Below are 18442 nucleotides of genomic sequence, written 5' to 3'. Positions count from 1 at the left end.
CATGGCCGACGAAACGATCAGTCTCGATTACTATGCGCCCCGCTTCCGGGTTGAGATCGACGGCGAGACGATCCCCCAGGACGGGATCGTGAGCGTGGAGGTGGACGAAACCCTCGATGCTCCGGCCATGGTGTCGCTGGCCTTCAACGAGACCCTCGACCCCCGGAGCCAGACCTTTACCTGGCTCGATAACCCGAAGCTGGTGCCCGGTGCGGAGGTGAAGGTCTTTCTCGGCTATACGGGGCGGGCGGTGCCGGCGCCAAAGCCCCTCTTCGAGGGGAGACTCCATACCCTGACCCCCGCGTTCCAGAATTCGGGCGTCCCCTCGCTCATGGTGCAGGGGTATGACCATTCCCACGGTCTCCAGAAGGTCAAGAGCCACTTCTCCCGGACCAATGCCCGGGCCAGTGACGCCGCCTCCGAGATCGCCCGGTTGAACGGCCTCGACGCCTCGGGGGTGGAGGCAACCGCTACGGTCCATCCGAGCATCCGGCAGGGGGAGGACGAGGTGGACCTGGAGTTCCTGCGGCGCCTGGCGCGGGACCTGGGGTTCGAGGTGTTTGTCCGGGGCAAGGCCCTCATGTTCCGTACCCCGACGGACGGGGAAACGGAACTGCTCACTTTCCAGTGGGGCCGCACCCTCGTCAGCTTCACCCCCCGCCTGTCCACCTCCGCCCAGGTGAGCGAGGTGCGGGTCAGGGGGTGGAATCCGGCCACCAAGGAGCGTATCGAGGGGAAGGCTACGGCTGCCGATCTGAAGGGGCTTGCCGGCGGTGTGAGCGGCGCGGAACAGGCAGGGGCAGGGGGGGAGCCGGTGGTTCGCAGCATCGAGGACCGGCCCGTGTTTTCCCGGGAAGAGGCCGACGCCCTGGCCCGCGCCGAGCTCAATCGCCTCAATGACGGCTTCATCACCGGCACGGGGGAGACCATCGGGATGCCGGAGCTCAGGCCGGGGATTACCGTGGCCATCCAGGGGATCGGCACGCGGTTCAGCGGCAGGTACTACGTGAAGGGGGCGCGGCACAGCCTGGGGGATTCGGGCTACCGGACCACTTTCGAAGTGAGGAGGAACGCCCTTGGGTCTCTATGATCTGCTCGACGCGGAAGGCAAGGACGACCAGAAGGGGAAATCACCGGGCGTAGCGGTGGGTGTCGTCGCCGACAACCAGGATCCGGAGGGGATGGGGCGGGTCAAGGTGCGGTTTCCCTGGAAGGACGATGCCGACGAGAGCACCTGGGCCCGGGTGGTAACCCCCATGGCCGGCAAGGGGCGCGGCCTCTGGTTTCTCCCCGAGGTGGGGGACGAGGTGCTCGTGGCCTTCGACCACGGCGACGTGCAGCATCCCTACGTGCTCGGCAGCCTCTGGAACGGCACCGATACCCCGCCGGGGGACAACGGCGACGGCAACAACAATATCCGCAAGATCACCTCCCGCAGCGGCCACGAACTGGTCTTCGACGACACGTCCGGGGCGGAAAAGGTGGTGATCAGGACCAAGGCGGGGCACTCCATCACCCTGGACGATGCGGGCGGCGGCGAGAAGATCGAGATCAAGGACAAGAGCGGTTCCAACAAGCTGGTGATCGATTCGGCCCAGAACAGCATCGGCATCGAGAGCTCCATGAAGCTCACGATCAAGGGGCAGATGGTGGAGATCCAGTCGGACGCCAACATGACCCTCAAGGCCGGGGCCGTTATGACCATCCAGGGGTCCATGGTGAAGATCAACTGACATCCTTCTCGGTGTCGGGGGAGATGGGGCGGGAGCCCCGCCGCCTCCCTGGAACCAGTGGTGGCTGTGTGATCGAACAAAACGTCTGAAGGAGATTTTCATGCCGATGGCGGCACGGACAGGAGACATGACATCCCACGGCACTCCCCTGGGGCCGGGGCCCGGCTGCGCCACGGTGCTCATCGGCGGCATGCCGGCCTGGCGGGCGGGGAGCGACTTTCACGCCTGCCCGCTCATGAATCCGGGGCCGTCGCCCCACGTGGGGGGGACAGTGGCGGCGGGAAGCGCCACGGTTTTCATCGGCGGCCTGCCGGCGGCTCGGCAGGGGGATTCCATCGTGGAGTCGGGGCCGCCCAACAACATCACCCTGGGGTGTCCCACGGTGATGATCGGATAGGGAGGGCGCAGTGACCAAGACCAGAGAATTCCTGGGCACGGGATGGAAGTTCCCGGTGACGGCTGGTGCGGATGGCAGCATGATCCTTTCCTCGGCCGAAGAGGACATCGCGGAGTCGATCCGCATCATCCTCGGCACGGCCCGGGGAGAGCGGGTCATGCGCCCCGATTTCGGCTGCGGCATCCACGACCGCGTCTTCTCGGTGATCAACACCACCACCCTGGGACTGATCGAGAACGAGGTGAAGGAGGCCCTTATCCTGTGGGAACCCCGGATCGAGCTGTTGGCCGTGACAGCCTCACCCCGGGAGGCGGCCGAGGGACGGCTCCTGATCGATATCGAATACCGGGTGCGGAGCACCAACACCCGGTTCAACCTGGTGTACCCGTTCTATCTGAAGGAAAGCGCGTGACATCGAGGTGCGAACTGCCATGAATGCCGATCTCCCTTTGATAGACGGCCGTACGGCCGCGGATGTGGTCGAGAAGATTCGCGCCACCGCGCCATTCTATGTGCCCGAGTGGAGCGGCGGTGTCGACGGCGATGCGGGAAGTGCCCTGGCCGGCGTCTTCGGCAACATGGTGGTGGAGGTGCTCCAGCGGCTCAACCGTGTGCCCGAGCGCCATCTGGCCGCGTTTCTGGATGTGCTGGGGATGCGGCTCCTGCCGCCCCGGCCGGCCGAAACCGTGGTGGTCTTCACCCTGGCCAAGGATGCGGACCGAAGCGCCCTCGTCGTCGCCGGTACCCAGGTCATGGCGGAAAAGACCGCGGACCACCCGGAACTCCTCTTCGAAACCGACGAGAACGTGCTGGCCGTGCCGAGCAGGATCGCGGCCCTCTACAGCACCATCCCCGATACGGCGGGCGGGAGGGAGAAGGTCTTCGGCCACACGGAGGCGTGGACCGCGGCAAGCTCTTTTACGATCTTCCACGGCACCGAGAACCTCCAGGAGCATGCCCTCTATCTGCGGCAGACCGGGCTCTTCACCGTGCGGAGCGGCGTGGAGATCCACCTGTCCGGCGTGCCGCGGGCGCTGGCCGACCAGGTTGCCTGGAGCTACACCGATGCCGACGGCCGGGAGACGCTGTTCGAGGCGAGATTCGATGGTGCCGTCGCAGGCTCATTCTCTCCACCGGGGCCGGTCGGCCGGAGCTGGGCCGGTGCGTGGTGAACGGCATCGACGGCATCTGGCTCAAGGGGGTGCCGAAGGTAGGTGCCGACGGCACGACTGCCCTGGCGCGGGTCAAGGACGCCGTGCTCCGCACCGTGGTGGGGGTCGGCACCAGGTCGCTTCCCACCGCGGTGATTCACCCTGACGTGGCTTTTGCCGGCGATGTTCCCCAGGACCTCACCGTGACTGCCGGTGGCGATTTCATCCGGAACCTCCTTCCCTTCGGCGACAAGCCCATGCCACTGGCCGCCTTCCACCTGGCAAGCCGGGAGGTCTTCTCCAAGAGGGGGGCCAGGATTACCCTCCGCATTACCTGCGCCACGGACCTTGACGTGCCCATCGAACGGGTCCAGGGGATCGGCGCCGTCTTCTCGGCCCGGCTCAGGGGAGCGGGCATCGCCACGGCCGGTGAACTCCTGTCCCGGTCCGACGCCCAGGTTGCCGGGATAATCCGGGCTCCCGGCAGCGCTCGCCCGGCTTCCTCCTACCTGCTCCGGGCCAGGAATATCCGCGAAGCCACGGCCAAGGCCTATTACGACAAGGCCGGAGTGGTCAGCTACCGGTCAGGCCGTGCTGCCGCGCCGGGGCCGGGCCTGTCATGGGAGTACTGGAACGGGACCGGCTGGTGTGCCATCAGCGACGTGGCCGACAGCACCGGCGGCCTCCTGGCCACGGGCGAGGTGACCTTCACCTGCCCTGCCGACATGGCGGAGGTGGAAGTGAGCGGCCAGCGGAACTGGTGGATCCGGGTCCGGCTCTCTTCCGGCGATTATGGCCGGGAGTTCGAGATCGTGAACGGCCAGGCCGTGGCGGCCGGCTTCACCCCGCCGCGCCTGGGGCGCATCACCCTCTCCTGGGACGGCACCGATCCCTCGGCCATGGGTGAGCCCGATTCTATCCTGACGCGCAATAATCTGGAGTGGGACGACGGTCTTGCCGTGCTGCGCACGGGCGCGATCTTCCGGCCGTTCCGCCCCCTGGCCGACCTGCGCCCCGCCTTCTACGCGGGGTTCGACCGCCCCTTGGCCAAGGGGCCCATTGGCCTCTACCTGGACCTGGCCGAAATCGATTATGCCCGCGACTTCAAACCCCGGGTGCAGTGGGAAGTCTACGACGCCGTAGCGTGCCAGTGGCTGAGGCTTGACGTGGAAGACGGCACAGCCGGCCTCACCCGCGCCGGCATCGTCCGCCTCGTAGTGCCCGAAGGGGGCGTTCCGGCACCGCTCTTCGGCACGCGGCTCCACTGGCTCCGGGCGGTGCTCGTGGCAGGGGAGTACGCCCCCACGGCCCTCGGCGCCGGTCTTCCCTACCGGATGCGCCGCGGCTACCTGAACATCCCCCGCATCGTCGGCAAACCGGCCCACCTGAGGGGGATCACCCTCAATCCGGCCCGGTGGCGGTCGTGGCGGCAGCTTCCCTCCAACAGCCCCCCCATTGCCCGGGGCATCTACCTCAATGCCGCCCGGGCCCTGCAGCTCACCTCCGTGAGGAACGAGCGGCCGGGATCGGGGAACGGGCTGCCGGACCAGAGCTTCACCCTTGCCCGAAAGCCGGTTTTTGACGACCAGGTTTGGGTCAACGAGTTCGGGCTCATTTCCGCCGCAGAGCTGGATCGCCTCGCCGCAGACGCTCCCGGCCGGATCAGCAGGGTGACTGACCGGGAAGGACGGGTGAACGAAGTCTGGGTGCGGTGGGAGGGACGCGACGACCTCCTGGCCTCGGGGCCGCTAGACCGGCACTACGGCATCGACCGGAGCAGCGGCATCGTTTCCTTTGGCAACGGGAAAAGGGGCCGGGTGCTGCCTGCCGGAACGAACAACGTCCGGGTCAGCTACCGCACCGGCGGAGGTGCTGCCGGCAACCTCGGCGGGGGGGCGATTGCCCGCATGCGGACCGGCATCCCCCTGGTGGACAAGGTCGTCAATCCCGGCCCCTGCGGAGGCGGGGTCGAGGGTGAGGATATCTCCGCCCTCTACCGGCGGGGCCCCATAGCCTGCGGCGCCGCGACCGGGCCGTTACCGTTGAGGACTACGAGAGCCTGATCCGGGAGCTGTTTCCCGGTATGGCCCTGGTCAAGTGCCTCCCCGTGTGCGATGACCGGGGCATGACCCGCACGGGATGGCTGACGGTGATCATCGTGCCGCGCACGGCCGATGACCGGCCCATCCCATCGGCGGCACTGCGCCGGCGGGTGGAGGAAAGTATCGCCGGTCACGGCGCCAACGTGGTGACCGCCCCCTGCCATGCAGTGGTGACCCGGCCGTCCTACGTGCGGGTGTCGGTTGATGCCGCCCTGGTGCCCCGTAGTCTCGACCTGGCCCCCATGGTGGAGACGGCGGCCCTTGCCGCTCTCGGGCGGTTCCTCCATCCCCTGACCGGCGGGTGGGACGGCGGAGGGTGGCCCTTTGGCCGCCTGGTCTGCCATTCGGACCTCTACCGCTTGCTGGAGGAGGTCGAGGGGGTTGATCGGGTGGCGAGCATGGCGGTAACGGCCGTCGATGAAATGGGACGACGGATGGAACTTGGCGAGGCGGATGAGCCGACGCGGCCGGTGGACCCCTATCTGCTCGTTTCCAGCGGAGACCATCGGGTCGCGGCACGGGCCGGCGACGCATAGCACCATGCGGGAGTGAGAGCGTTATGCCCATAGTACCGATACCGGATCTTGACGACAAACGATATGCCGACCTGGTGCGGGAGGCAGTGGCGAGCCTTGCGGTGCGCGCGCCGGCGTGGACCGACCACAACGCATCGGACCCGGGGATCACGCTGGTGGAGCTCTTCGCCTGGCTGGCGGAGATGCAGATCTACGGGCTCAACTGCCTTACCCCCGACCACTACCGGACCTTCCTCCGTCTCGTGGGTATCCGGCCGGTTCCGGCAGTGCCCGCCACCGTGGCCCTGACCCTCTCGTCCACCGCCGGCCGCGAGTTGATGATCCCGCGGGGTACACGACTCACGGCCGAGGCGGGAGGGGAACCCCTCCCCTTCGAGACGACGGACGACCTGTTCCTGCTGAACAACCGGATCGCTGCCGTCATCAGCGCCTGGGGCGGCGGCTTCCGCAATGTCACCGATGCCAATGCCCGCGATGCCCTCTTTTTCCCCGCCTTCGGCGAGCAGCCGGCACCGGGGGGCACGCTCCTCATCGCCTTTGAGCGGATGCTTCCGGCAGGGCGGGAGGTGCGCCTCGCCATCGACCTCTACGAAGCAGACCTGCCTCCCGTTGGTGCTCACCGGGACGAACCGGCCGCCGCCGTACCCCCGGTGGATCTGGTCTGGGAGTATTCCACGGATACCGGTTACCGTCGGCTCGATCTGCTGGAGGACGGCACCACCGGCTTGACCCGCTCCGGACAGATTCTCTTTTCAGTGCCTGCCGACATGACGGCGACCACCTCGCCTTACCTGCCGGCAACGGTGCCCGCACCGCGCTATCCCATGATCCGCTGTCGCCTGCCGGAAGAGATCACCGCCGTGCCGCTGCCTTCCGAGGGTCTGTCGGCATGCCGCCGCGCCGCCGCCCGGCAGGGGGCGGGCTTCTACGAGATACCGCCGCGCATCGACTCCATCCGCCTCAATACGGTGACGGCGCGCCAGGCGGTATCGGTGGTGGACGAGATCCTTGCCTCCTCATCCGGCGCCGACTGGGGCAATGGCATGCCGGGACAGGTAGTTCCCCTTGCCCGGCGGCCGGCCATGGAGGGGAGCCTCAGGGTCAGGGTCCTGACCGGCACGGACTGGGAAGAGTGGGCCGAACGCGACAACCTGGACGCCTCGGGTCCCATGGATCGGCATTTCGTGCTCGATCCGGCGGGCGGTACCATCCTTTTCGGTGATGGCCGCAACGGGCGTGTCCTGCCGGAGGGGGCTCGGGTGCGGGCCGACTATCTGTCAGGCGGGGGCGCGGCGGGAAACCTGAGGCCCCTGGCGTCGTGGCGCTTCGATGATCCCCTGCTGGCAGACCTTGCCGCGCGCAATGACGCGTCCGCCAGCGGCGGCAGAGACGCCGAGCCGCTCGAGGAGGCCATTGCCCGCGCTCCCCTGGAACTGCGGGAGGTGGACCGGGCCATAACCTCCGATGATTTCGAGTATCTGGCGCTGAATACCCCCGGTCTCCGGGTGGCCCGCGCCCGGGCGCTTCCCCTCTGGGAGCCGGAAGCGCCGGAGGATCGTCCTGTGCCGGCCACGGTGACCGTGGTCGTGGTGCCCTGGTCCTTTACCCCGCGGCCGTATCCCGGCCCACGGTTCCTGCGCGCGGTGTGCGACCACCTGGACCGCCACCGGCTGGTGACGACCCGCGTCAGGGTGATTCCTCCCCTCTACGCGCAGGTGACGGTCAGAACACGGGTCAGCGCCGGCGAAGGGGTACGTCCCGAGGAGTTGCGGGCGCGGGTGGCCGAGCGGCTTCTGGCGTTTCTTCACCCATTGAAGGGGGGCGAGGACGGGACGGGGTGGCCTTTTGGCAGAGGGGTCTACCGTTCGGAGATCATTGCAGCCATCAGGGAGGTGAGCGGTGTGGAATGCGTGCTGGAGACGACGCTTTCGGGCGATACGTGCACGCGGGCCGACGGCGAGGGCAATCTGATGATAGACCGGGACGCCCTGGTCTATTCCGAACGGCACGAGGTGGACGTGACTGCCCGCTCCGGCCGGTGCACCGTCACGTACTGACACGGGAGACACGGCGTGGAAGACAACGAGTACACCATAATCCATGTGGCGAGCGGCGAGGCATGGGCCGCCGGGGCAGCCACCAACGGCCTGGTGGCCGTGGGAGACGGCGGACTGGCACTGGCCGGCGAGATGGTGCACGGACTCGACCGCCGTCTGGGGCTCGCGGGACGCATCCGCCCCGACGCCTGGTGGCTGATCGCTGCGGAACGCTGATCATGCTGGCCGGCGAGCGCTTCTATCGTCTGGACCCCATGTCCGGCCGACTGGAGCGGATACCCTGCCTCGGCGGCAGGGGGAGCAGGGCAGGGGAACTGAGTGGACCCCGGGCCATGGCTCTGGGGAGCAGCAATCTCTACGTGGCCGATACGGACAACAACCGGGTCTGCGTCTTTGCCACGGTTAACTGGCAGGTGCGCCGGTTTATCGGAGCCGAGAACCCGGCGGGCGGAACCGGACCGGGGACGTTCGATCACCCCCTGGATCTGGCGGTGGACCCCTGCGACAACCTCTATGTGCTCGATGCCGGCAACCGGCGCATCCAGCGTTTCGATCACCATGGCGAATCCGTACCCCATGTGCCCCCCTTCGGCGCCGACCGGCTGAAGCAGCCGGTGGCACTGGCGCTGGGCCCGGCCCCCTCCCCGGCCGGCGGGAGGGCCTTGGTCCACTGCCTCGACACGGGGCTCAACGCCATCGTTACCTTTGACGACCAGGGTCGATTCCTGGGCACCGTCGGCCTGGACGACCTCGGCTTCGAGCCTGCCGGTCTGGCGGTGGACGCCGACGGCAAATGGTACGTCTCTGATCGGGAGCGGTTCATGTATGCCGTCAGGTCGGCAGGTGACTGGAGCCCCCTGGAGGAGTACGAAGGGAAGGCCCTGCGGCTGTTTTCCGGTCCCGGCGGGGAGTTCTACGCCCTGGAGGATGGGGAGGTGGCCCGTCTCACCCGTCGCCGGCGCTATCCGCCGGCAGGCTCGTGGACCGGCAGCGGCCCGGTAACGGGCATCTACACCTCCCGTTCATACGATACCGGCGACGGCCGACTCCTCTGGCACCGGGTGACCCTGGACGCGACGGTCCCCCCCAAGACCCAGGTGAGGCTTTCCTACTTCATCTACGAAACCGGCCGCGATCCGTCGCTTCTGCCGGCTGACGGCGAGTGGCTAAGCTTCCCGTCAAATCCGGCCGACGCCCTTTTTGAGCGGAAGGAGGGGCGGTATCTGCGGGTGCGCCTGGAGCTGGTCTCCGAAGACCGGCATGCCACCCCCACGGTGGCGAGCCTCCGTCTCCAGTTTCCCAAACAATCGTATCTCCGCTACCTTCCGGCCGTCTTCCAGGACGACGAGCGGGGGCGTGATTTCCTGGAGCGGTTTCTTTCCCTGTTCGAGAGCGTCCTTTACGACCTGGAGCGCGAAATATTCACGACCCGGCGCTATGCCGACCCCTGGGCCGTGCCGGCCGGCTTCCTCCCCTGGCTCGCCTCGTGGCTGGCGCTTCCCGATGCGGACCAGTGGCTCGAAGATGGCGGGGCACGGCTGCGCACCCTGATCGCCCGGGCCAATGAGCTGTACCGCTTTAGGGGTACCCGCGGTGGACTGGCGGAACTCATCACTCTTTACACCGGCAAGGAACCGTGGATTGTGGAGGCGTTCCAGCTGGACTGCATCCGGGGCCGGAGCGAGTGGCGCGAAACCATGAGACTCTTCGGGGAAGATCCCTACCACTTCACGGTTCTCCTTCAGCCGGGCGGCTCGGGGAGGATCGAGACCGTGAAGCGGATCGTGGCGCGCGAGCGCCCGGCCCATACCTGCGCCACGGTGGTAGCCCTGGAGCCCCTGTTCAGGCTGGGGGGGCACACTTATCTGGAGGTCAATACCAACCTGAACCAGCCCCTCTTTGCCCTGGAGACCTCCTCGTCGCTCGCCCGGCAGACCTATCTGGCCGACGGCGAGAAGGCGGGACAGACGCAGGTCCGGGCGCGACAGGGTGTGGATACATTGTTTGAGTGAACCTGAAACCGGCAGGCGACGTAAGCCGTTGGAACGAGCGGGCCCCGGAACAGCGGAGCCAGGCCGTTTGAACGGAGAGGGTCATGTTGCCTGACGAACGGATACATAAAAGGAGGACGCCATGTCGAACGACCGCACCCTGAGCCCATTCCAGAGAAACCTCTATTTTTACGGCAAGCTGATGACAGTCCGGGACTTCGAGATGGAGCAGTCCTACCTGAACGGCAAGCGCCACCTGATCAACAGGATGGTGCTCGGCACAGGAGCGGTCTGCGGCCTGGAGGTGACCGCCTCCTGGGACGAGTCGAAAAAGACCGTCACGCTCAGTGTCGGCGAAGGGGTGGCCATCGACTGTGCCGGCCGGGAGATCGTGGTGGACAGGCCCTCCTCCGTCACCTTCGAGCCGGCCCCGGATGTCACGGCCTACTGTCTCTGGCTGAGCCGGGAGGACTGCCGCATGGAGCCGGCTCCGGCCCCCATGGCCGACAGCGGCAACGCCTGCGGCGAAACCTGCTGCTACAGCCGGGTGCGGGAGGATTTTTCCCTGGCCGTGCAGAAATGGGATGGCCCGGTCCCGTCGGTTGACGACGCCTGGTCCGGACTCTTCACCACGGACACGACCGCCGGCCGGGCGGACATCCGGGCGCTGTTGAAGGCCCACTTCGATCGCATCCTGGCCGGCTGCCCTGCCTGCGGGGAGCCCTGCCGGGTGCCGCTGGCCCTGGTGATCCGCAAGGGAGGGGTCTGGAGCGGCACCCCGGACATCATCCAGAACATCGTCGTGCACACCAATCCCGAACTCTTCGAGATGATCCGCCGCCACCTGACCGACCTGGGCAATCCCCACATGACCACCGCGGCCCAGGTGGGAGCGCTGAAGAGCGTGGACGGGGTCGAGAGCCCGGGCGGCAACGTGGACCTGGTGGCGGCAAACGCCGTCCAGATCACGCCCAACACCACCGCCAGGACCATCACGATCGGTGAGAGCCATTCGGGGGTCACCGGCAACCCCCACAACACCCGGCACGAGCAGACCGGTCCGGCCTGTGTCGACCCCGCCAGTGACGATACCACCTGCGATAAGCACGTCTCCAACGCCAATGCCATGCGCTGGAACCGCTCCCTGGCAGGGCTCACCGTGAACGGCGGCAGCCTTGTCGTCAATCCCGGCGCAGCCATCGACCTGGCAGCCGGACAGAATGTGACCCTGGCCGCCGATCCCGCCGGCAAGAAGATCACCATCAGCGCCGCAGGCGGCGGAGGGGCCTCGGCCCGAACGGGGCGGATCTCCATCACGACCAATTCCGACGGCGTGGGCACGGCGCGGGTCACCTCCGGGTTCGACGATAATCTCTTCTGCGTGCAGGTGGGCATAGATTACGGCGAGCACGTGGAATACGGTCCGGTCCTCCGCTATGCCGGCCAGACGGCGTTCGTCACGGTGCGGGTGCTGAGATACCAGGACGTCGGAAGCTTCGACATCATGTTCTCCGCACCGGGGGTCGGCCAGCGCACGCTGTCCCTGCGCTGGGTAGCCATCCCGGCCGTTGCCGCTGCGGAGCCGACAATAACCGTGACATCTCCAACCGTTACGGTTACGTCGCCCACGTTCACCCTGACGCAGCCGACCTTCACCCTGACGCGGCCCACGTTTACCCTGACCCAGCCGACCTTCACCATAACCGCGCCGACGCTCACGGTGCCCACTATCCCTACCATGACCATTCCGAGCGTAACCATTCATGGCCCGATCATGAGCGGTCCCGGAACAGTGGAAGCCCCCACGGTGATCGTTCCCCACGGCAAGGGCACGCAGGCTCCGCACCTGACGGACGTGAAGGGGATCGGGCCGGCCATGGCCGGGAAACTGACGGCAGCCGGCATCTCGACCATTGCCGATCTTGCGGCCGCCTCCGTCGATGCCGTGGCAACCGCCCTGGGCGGCGATCCCAAACGGGCGCGCGGCTTCATCGACGCGGCCAGGAAACTGGCGAAAATACGATGAACGTTGTATTCGTCCACCCTTCCCATCCGAACCAGTTCACCGGGATAGCCAACGCTCTTTCCCGGAAAAGGGGGTGGGAGTGTGCCTTTCTGGTGGATCGGGCGTTCACCGGGCAGATCCGCCGGGACAATCCGCCCGTCGCCTACTACGGGTACGGGGAGGAGGCATCGCCCCTGTCGGGGACCTACTACACCCGCTGCATCGAGGAGGGGGCGCGCCGGGGCAAGGCCATCGTGGAGGCCCTGGCGCACATCCATGCCTCCACCGGCATCGACGCCGTGGTGGGGCATGCATCTTTCGGGGCAACCCTGTTCGTCCGGGAGATTCTCAATATCCCGGTGGTCTCCTATGTGGAGCTGCCCGGATACCATCCGGCCTTCTGCCGGGATGAATTCCCGGGCCGGTATCCCCAGAGCCTCATGGACGTGGCCCTGCGCTCTCTTATCCATTCCAGCGTGATCCATTCGGATCTCTGCGTGGTTCCCTCCGCCTACGCCCGCGACCTGTTTCCACCCGAGCTGCGCAGCAAGGTACGGGTCCGGATGGAGGGATTTGCCCTGCCTCCACCGGCAGGTGACCGGGAGGCCCTGCGGCGTGAACTGGGCATAACCGGGGACGGGCCGGTCATCGGCTTTGCGGGCAGGACCCTGGAGGCGGTGCGGGGCTTCGACGTGTTTGTCCGGGCCGCCGGCAGGATTCGAGCCGTCCGTCCCGACGCACACTTTCTCGTCGTCGGCGATGAGGCGAGCATCTACGGCAACGAAGCATCCTACCTGGGGGATTCCTCGTTCAAGCGGCACGCTCTGCGGCAGGAGGGGATGGCGGATGAGGAGTTCATCTTCCGGCCCTTTGTCCCTTACGACCAGTTCGTCCGCTACCTCCAGGCCATGGATGTCATCCTGTTTCCCTTGTTCGAGGGGGCGGCCAACTGGGGACTGTTCGAGGCCATGGCCGCCGGCGTGCCGGTGATTGCCTCCCGGCGCTGCTTTATCCCCGAGGTGATCGAGGATGGGTGCGACGGGATCCTGCTGGATGCCGCTGACGCGGACGGGTTCGCGGCCGCGTCCCTGGCACTGCTGGAAGACAGTACCCGCGCCGAGGCCATGCGCCGGGCCGGCCGGCAGAAAATTGCCCGATCGTTCTCCATGGAGCGGGCTGCGAGCGGTTATGCCGCCATTATCCGCGAGGCGGTACGCCGTCACGGCAGCGGAGCACGAAACCCTTGCCGTGGGCGGCAACGGGTCATCTGGCCTGCGGCATGACCGGTCCGTCGCCGTTGTACTCTCCAATCCTGGGCTCTCCCCGCGGGAGCAACCAGTAGCCGGGGACATCCATGACTTCTCAGAAAGCCGGACCGAAACCGATCAACACAGCCAGGCGCCCGGAGCGACCCGCTCCGGTTTCGTCGCCGGCACGCCCCGGCACGCCTGCCGGCCCGGTCCGTCAGCTCCAGCGGACCATCGGTAATCGTCGAACCGGAGAGGTGCTCAAGGCTGCGACCGCAGCCGATGCCACGGGGGAAACCGCCCCCGGCATCATGGAGCTGAAGGGGATGCCCACCTTTGTGCCGCCCCCGCCCATTGCCGGCTTCCTGAAGGAACGCACGCGAGGGAACGTCAATGTCCGGTTCGGCAGCCTCGCGGCCGGTCCGCTGGAGGTCCGCCGGGCCGGGGAACGCTACTCCGTGCAGGAGCAGGCAATCCCCCTGACTCACCCACTGTTCACGGGTGCTCTCGCCCCCTCTCTCATTGTGGCGGTCGGCGACGGCGGAAAGATCAGGGGCCGGGTGGGCTTTGACGGGGAGAAGGGGAATCTTGCCGCCCTGATCAGGAAGACTCCCGACCTGGTGGGGCTCGGCGCCCTGGACCTGAGCCGGCTCGGCTCAGCGATCAATACCCTGGAGAACGGTGCCCTCCACCTGGGAATCAAGGGTACGCAGATCCGGATGGGAGGGGCGTTTACCGGTACCCTCACCCTTGAGGCGGTCAACGAGGCGATCACCTTCGAAGGGAGCGCGGCGGTGACCGTGCGGGGACTCGCTTCGGGCAGCCTGGAGTTGAAACGGTCCACCGAAGGGATCGTCACCGGTATGGCCACGGTGGGGCTCACCCTGCCCAAGGGGTTCTCCGGCAACGTGGCAGTGGGCTGGGACGGCCGGGCCATTACGGGTGAGGGTAAGGTCGGCTACACGGGGGAGAAGTTTTCCGGCGAGGTCCTCCTTCGTCTCATGGAAAAGGGGGCGGCGGCCCGACTCGAAGCCGCCGGCACGGCCCGGGAGGGAACACCTGCACCGGCGGCCACAGTTGGCCCGCGTAGCGACAAGGTCGACTACGTGGTCTTCGGCGAGGGGGACCTTACCTTTGCCTTTACCGACTGGCTGAACGGAACAGCCCACGTCATCGTTGATCCTCGGGGAAACCTCACCGTAATCGGCAAGATCACTCCCCAGAAGGAATTCATCCTCTTTCCCCAGAAGGACTTCAACAAGGACCTCTTCAAGGTGGAGGCCCGGGCCTCCTATGGCATTCCCGTGGTGGGAAACATCTTCATCTTTGCCAACGTGGGGATGGGTGCCTTTGCCAAGCTCGGTCCGGCCAAGTTCTACAATATCGTGGTGGAGGGGACCTACTCCACCGATCCGAAAAAGGCTCAGAACTTCACTGTCCAGGGGAGTCTCAATATCTCCGCCGCGGCCGGTCTCCGGCTCCGGGGCGAGGCCGGTGCCGGCCTCGAAATCCTGTCCCACGACATCAAGGCCGGGGCCGGCGTCAACGCCCTGGCCGGGATCAGGGGGTACGCCGAGGCGACACCCGTCATCGGCTACCGGGAAAAAGGTGCCGAAGGAGAGGATAAAAAGGGGGAGTTCTTCATCCGGGGCGACATGGAGATCGCGGCCCAGCCGTTCCTGGGTCTGTCGGGCGACCTTTTCGTGGAGATCGACGCCCCGTGGTGGTCCCCTGTGCCCGACAAGCGGTGGACCTGGCCCCTGGTGGGGAAGGAATGGCCCATGGGCGGCAGTTTCGGCGTAGGCGCCACGGTGGATTACGTCTTCGGCTCCGGCCAGGCACCTTCTGTCGAGTTCAAGCCGGTGGAGTTTTCCGCTGAGAAGTTCATGACCGATCTCTACAGCGACAAGGCCACGGGAGGTTCCGGCGACAAGGGGGAGAAAAAGGGGGCGTGGAAGGAAAAGAATACCAGGGCGGCGGAGCCACCGCCAAAGCAGGCGAAGAAGGGGGCGGCCCAGGAGGGAGAGGCGCCGAAGCAATCTCCGGCAAAGGCCAGGGTTACGCCTGGAGGACCCAAAAAAGCCAAAAAGCCTACCGACCCCAACGCCCGGACCGCCGATGGCAAAACGGTCCGGCAGTACCAGGCGGAGGCAGAAAAAAGGGGGAAGAAGCCGGGAACGAAGGAGCCGGAAAAGAAGGCCGACAAGCCTGCAACCGACGTTGCCGCGCGCATGGGGCGGGTAAAGACGGCCCTGGATCAGGCCTTGGCCTATGCGGAAAAGACCGGGATCGGCCTCGACGAGCTCAATACCGTCTTGAAATCGATCCGTCGCCGCAAGGAGTACGGCCTCAAGGACCTCAAGGCCCGGGACGGCGGCGAGAACTGGATCGTGGCGGCTACCCTCAATCCCACCCAGGATCTCAAGACGGTCAAGAAAAAGGGGAAAGCTGCCGGGGCAGGGGACCTCTACCATGAAAAGCCGTTCCCCATCCCTTCATGCAAGGAGCACGCAGGGGCGGGCGCAAAGCACAAGACCCTCTATACGGGACGGGCCAAGGCCGATAAGCTGTTCCATGAAAAAAGGGACCGCAAAACAGGTCAGGTCGGCAAGTGGGAATCCTGGGCGAGGCAGAACCTGAGCGAGCCCCTCAGGAAGAAGGCCGCCGATCTCGGCATGAGCGACCGGGATATCGTTCGCCCCCGCTTCAATCGGGCCGGCGAGAAGATGACGTTCCACATCGATCACATTGTTGAGTACCAGCTCCAGGGGGACGACGAGACCGAAAACTACTGGATGCTCCGGGGATCTGAAAACAGCAGCTCGGGCTCCACGCTCAAGGCAGCCATCGCGGCGGTCCGCGCGGAGAGCGACAAGAAGCGTAAAGAGGACAAGCAACCTGCCACGGCCAGGATATTCTTCAAAAATCCGGTTCTGGATGGAAACGCCGAAGATACCATCTACTGGAAGAAGTCGGAGATCAAGAAGGGCGATCACATCGCAGCGTACGAGAAACACCGCGACAGTTTGAAGAAACAGTTGAAGGAGTAATCGGCCGGAGAGATTACCCCACCCGGAACATGGTCACTTCGGCCTCGGCCATGACCCGTCCGTCCAGTTCGACCCACCCCTTCACATCCACCAGGCGGCGCCGCTCGCCCGTCACCTGGCCGATTACCGTTATCTCTGATCCGGTGGGTACCGGTTCGCGGTAGCGGAGGCGCAGTTCGCTGGTCACTATCTGGAGTCCGCTCGCCATGCAGGCTTGCGCGCAGATCTCGTCCAGCAGGGCCGAGATGATGCCGCCGTGGGTCACCCCCTGCCATCCCTGGAAGACCTCCGGGATTCGAACGCGCGTCTCGGCGCGCCGCTGGTGAGGGTCGGTGACGAATTCCGCCTTGAGTCCGATGGGGTTGTCCTTGCCGCAGATGAAGCAGCGGCCGTCGTCGATGACTTGCATGGTTCCTGATCCTTTGTCTGCGTCCGTCCGGCGCCCCGGCACACGGGCCCGCTACCATTGACCGATACGCGCAAAAACGCCCCCGGCCGCAGGAGGCCGGGGGCGTGGTGGGCTTCAGTGCTTACAGACCCAGTTGCTTGAAGAAGTCGTTCCCCTTGTCGTCCACAAGGATGAAGGCCGGGAAGTTTTCCACTTCAATCTTCCAGACCGCTTCCATCCCCAGTTCAGGGAAGTCGATGCACTCGACCTTCTTGATGTTCTCCTCGGCCAGAACCGCGGCCGGGCCGCCGATGGAGCCCAGGTAGAACCCGCCGTACTTCTGGCAGGCATCGGTCACCTGCTGGCTGCGGTTCCCCTTGGCGATCATGATCATGGATGCGCCCTTGGACTGGAGGAGATCGACGTAGGAGTCCATCCGGCCGGCGGTGGTGGGGCCGAAGGAGCCGGAGGGCTTGCCGGCCGGGGTCTTGGCCGGTCCCGCGTAGTAGATCGGGTGGTTGAGCAGGTACTCGGGCACCGGCTTGCCGGCGTCGATGATCTCCTTGAACTTGGCGTGGGCGATGTCGCGGCCCACCACGATGGTACCGTTCAGGAGCAGCGGCGTTGCAACCGGGTACTTGCTGAGCTCGGCGAGGATTTCCTTCATGGGGCGGTTCAGGTCGATCTTGACGCCGTGCTCGTGCTTGCCGCGGTACTGCTCGGGGATGAGGCGGCCCGGATTGCGGTCGAGCTCTTCCACGAAGAGGCCGTCCCTGGTGATCTTCGCCTTGATGTTGCGGTCGGCGGAGCAGGAGACCGCCATCCCCACGGGGCAGGAAGCGCCGTGGCGCGGAAGCCGGATGACCCGGACGTCGTGGGCGAAGTACTTGCCGCCGAACTGGGCGCCGATGCCGAGCTTGTAGGCGGCCTGGAGCAGCTTCTCCTCCAGCTCCACATCGCGGAACGCCTGGCCGTGCTCATTCCCCTGGCTGGGGAGCGCGTCCAGGTACTTGGCCGAGGCAAGCTTGACGGTCTTCATGCACTGGTCGGCGGAGCAGCCGCCCACGACCACGGCGATGTGGTAGGGCGGGCAGGCGGCGGTGCCAGGTACTTCATCTTGTCCACGAGGAACTTTTCAAGCTTCTCGGGGGTGAGCAGCGCCTTGGTCTCCTGGAAAAGCATGGTCTTGTTGGCGGAGCCCCCGCCTTTGGCCATGAAGAGGAACTTGTAGGCATCGCCGTCCACGGCCTGGATCTCGACCTGGGCCGGGAGGTTCGTGCCGGTGTTGATCTCGTCGTACATGTTGAGGGCAACGGTCTGGGAGTAGCGGAGGTTCTCCTCGGTGTAGGTCTTGTAGACCCCCTTGGAGAGATACTCCTCGTCCTTGCCGCCGGTCCAGACCTGCTGGCCCTTCTTGGCGATGACGGTGGCGGTGCCGGTGTCCTGGCAGATGGGAAGCTCGAAGTTGGCGGAGATCTCGGCGTTGCGCAGGAAGGCGAGGGCCACGCCCTTGTCGTTCATGGACGCTTCCGGGTCGCGCAGGATCTTCGCTACTGCCTCGTTGTGCTCGGGGCGCAGCAGGAAGGATACATCGCGCATCGCCTCGTTGGCGAGGATGGACAGCGCCTCGGGGCAGACCCGCAGCACTTCCTTGCCGGCGAACTGCTCGACCGTGACGTGCTTCTCGGATCCCTCGATCTTGCGGTACTTCGTCTCATCTTTGCCGAGGGGGAAAGGGTCCTGGTAGACGAACGGCTTGGTGGACATCGCGTGCTCTCCTTTCGA

At 66.1% G+C, this 18442-nt stretch carries 9 protein-coding genes and 3 pseudogenes; 10 read left to right on the top strand and 2 right to left on the bottom strand.

Annotated elements, in window-relative coordinates:
- Position 1: 1 nt before the first annotated feature.
- The 10 genes and pseudogenes from A2G06_11855 (at position 2) to A2G06_11810 (ending at position 16269) form a co-directional block, all read left to right on the top strand.
- Positions 2-1090: a hypothetical protein gene (locus tag A2G06_11855; protein ID ANA40849.1), complete on the top strand. Its 1089-nt coding sequence runs from the start codon at positions 2-4 to the stop codon at positions 1088-1090.
- Positions 1077-1733, top strand: coding sequence for a phage tail protein (locus A2G06_11850; GenBank protein ANA40848.1), 657 nt, complete (start codon positions 1077-1079; stop codon positions 1731-1733). Before A2G06_11855 ends, A2G06_11850 begins: the two co-directional genes overlap by 14 nt.
- Before the next feature lie 100 nt (positions 1734-1833).
- Positions 1834-2130, top strand: coding sequence for a hypothetical protein (locus tag A2G06_11845; GenBank protein ANA40847.1), 297 nt, complete (start codon positions 1834-1836; stop codon positions 2128-2130).
- Between the two features lie 10 nt (positions 2131-2140).
- Positions 2141-2542, top strand: coding sequence for a baseplate protein (locus tag A2G06_11840; protein ID ANA40846.1), 402 nt, complete (start codon positions 2141-2143; stop codon positions 2540-2542).
- A gap of 19 nt (positions 2543-2561) precedes the next feature.
- Positions 2562-5919, top strand: a pseudogene (locus tag A2G06_11835) (hypothetical protein).
- 23 nt (positions 5920-5942) lie between these two features.
- Complete coding sequence (locus tag A2G06_11830) at positions 5943-7976, top strand: hypothetical protein (protein ID ANA40845.1); 2034 nt, start codon at positions 5943-5945, stop codon at positions 7974-7976.
- 15 nt (positions 7977-7991) lie between these two features.
- Positions 7992-9988 (top strand): annotated as a pseudogene (locus A2G06_11825) (phage tail protein).
- Between the two features lie 121 nt (positions 9989-10109).
- The gene (locus A2G06_11820) at positions 10110-11993 is read left to right on the top strand and encodes a hypothetical protein (GenBank protein ID ANA40844.1); all 1884 of its coding nucleotides are present in this window, start codon (positions 10110-10112) and stop codon (positions 11991-11993) included.
- Entirely contained in the window at positions 11990-13255 is a 1266-nt protein-coding gene (locus A2G06_11815; GenBank protein ANA40843.1) for a glycoside hydrolase, read from the top strand. Before A2G06_11820 ends, A2G06_11815 begins: the two co-directional genes overlap by 4 nt.
- A 71-nt stretch (positions 13256-13326) precedes the next feature.
- Positions 13327-16269 carry a hypothetical protein gene (locus A2G06_11810; protein ANA40842.1) on the top strand — a complete coding sequence of 981 codons (2943 nt, stop codon included), beginning with the start codon at positions 13327-13329 and terminating at the stop codon, positions 16267-16269.
- A gap of 13 nt (positions 16270-16282) precedes the next feature.
- Here A2G06_11810 and A2G06_11805 read toward each other — a convergent pair whose 3' ends face one another.
- Together A2G06_11805 and A2G06_11800 are read right to left on the bottom strand one after the other, a co-directional pair.
- Positions 16283-16678: an acyl-CoA thioesterase gene (locus A2G06_11805; GenBank protein ANA40841.1), complete on the bottom strand. Its 396-nt coding sequence runs from the start codon at positions 16676-16678 to the stop codon at positions 16283-16285.
- Between the two features lie 121 nt (positions 16679-16799).
- A pseudogene (locus A2G06_11800) lies at positions 16800-18424 on the bottom strand (fumarate hydratase).
- Between the last annotated feature and the right edge of the window lie 18 nt (positions 18425-18442).

Source organism: Geobacter anodireducens, from assembly GCA_001628815.1.
Lineage (GTDB): Bacteria > Desulfobacterota > Desulfuromonadia > Geobacterales > Geobacteraceae > Geobacter > Geobacter anodireducens.
Note: the sequence above shows the minus strand (reverse complement) of the source record. Positions and strands in the feature narration are given on the sequence as shown.